Annotated in this window: 2 protein-coding genes; both read left to right on the forward strand. The window is 66.9% G+C overall.

The window, feature by feature from the left end:
* Positions 1–83 precede the first annotated feature (83 nt).
* Positions 84–707 (forward strand): hypothetical protein, encoded by a 624-nt coding sequence (locus ACZ7EG_RS40055; protein ID WP_471089981.1) that lies wholly within the window; start codon positions 84–86, stop codon positions 705–707.
* 43 nt (positions 708–750) lie between these two features.
* Positions 751–1367: transposase family protein (locus ACZ7EG_RS40060; RefSeq protein WP_471089984.1), on the forward strand; the 617-nt coding region annotated here is incomplete at its 3' end.

Raw genomic sequence — 1367 nt, forward strand, 5'->3', positions numbered from 1 at the left:
CTAAGAGCTGTCCCGTAACTGGACGGTGCCCCCTTGCCGATCCCGGATCGGACCGTGTCAGTGGCTAGTGACAGGATCGAGGGGTGCTGATCAAGGGATACGACGTCGGCCCGTTGGTGCCGGGCGAGTCACTGCTGGTCCACCCGGGCTTCTGGTCGAACTACCTCCTGGCGATGTGCAGCGACGGGGGGTGTCCCGAGCGCCCGGTTCCAGAGTGGTTCGGCGAGGACGGCGCCGATGTCGATGCCCTGTCCGAGATCCTCTTCGATCCTGAGCGCTGGCCAGCGTTCAGGGTGCCGGCAGAAGACGGCCCCGGAGCCGTGGTGATCTACCGCAACCTGGATGGCGATTACGGCACCGACTACCTCCTCACCCATCCAGGCAGAAGCTACGCCGAGCAGATCGCCAGCTGGGACGGAGATTTCTCGGGCACTGGGCTGACATGGCACGAACTTATCCGGATCGCTGACAGCCCGTCGCTTGCGGACGAAGGCGTCCAGGACACGGCCAGCCGCTTCCTGCTGCTGCTTCCCCTCCTCACCGACCCGGACGTGCCGGAAACAGCATCAGCAAGGCTTATCGCCGCCCTGACCGCAGTCGGCGCGCCGCAAAACACTGCCTCCGTCGCGGCGGAGCACCTCCTGGCCCACCTCACGAGGAGATCCCGACACGACCCCACGTGGGCGTCTCCGCTGAGCGGCAGCTGAGAGGTGGGCCGGGCCGCCAGCCTCGCCATGAAACGATCTTGGTATGGCTGGTGTGATCACGGCGTCGGAATCTTCCTGGATAGCCCCGTTCTCCGGGCTGAGCCCTCGCGCCTTCGGGAAGCTGGTAACGGTTCTGCGGCGCCAGGGTGCGGACGCGGTCCGCAAGGGCCGGCCGTGGAGCCTTCCGCTGGAGGATCGGGCCCTGCTGGTCGCGGCCTACTGGCGAACGAACCTCACAATGCGGCAACTCGCTCCGCTGTTCGGGGTGTCGAAGTCGGCGGCGGACCGGATCATCGACCACCTCGGGCCGATGCTCGCTCTCCAGCCCCGCAAACGGTTCGCCAAGGACACCGTGCTCATCGTCGACGGCACCCTGGTCCCCACCCGCGACCACACCATCGCCGAGCGGTCGAAGAACTACCGGTACTCCACCAACCACCAGATCGTCATCGACGCCGACACCCGCCTGGTCGTCGTGGTCGGCCAGCCGCTCGCCGGGAACCGCAACGACTGCAAGGCATGGGAGGAATCCGGCGCCAAAGCCGCCGTCGGGAAGACCACCACGATCGCCGACGGCGGCTACCCGGGCACCGGATTGGTCATCCCGCACCGTCGGCAGCGCGGCCAGACCGAACTCCCGGACTGGAAAGAGGACCTCAA

The organism is Streptomyces sp. NPDC037100, assembly GCF_055606225.1.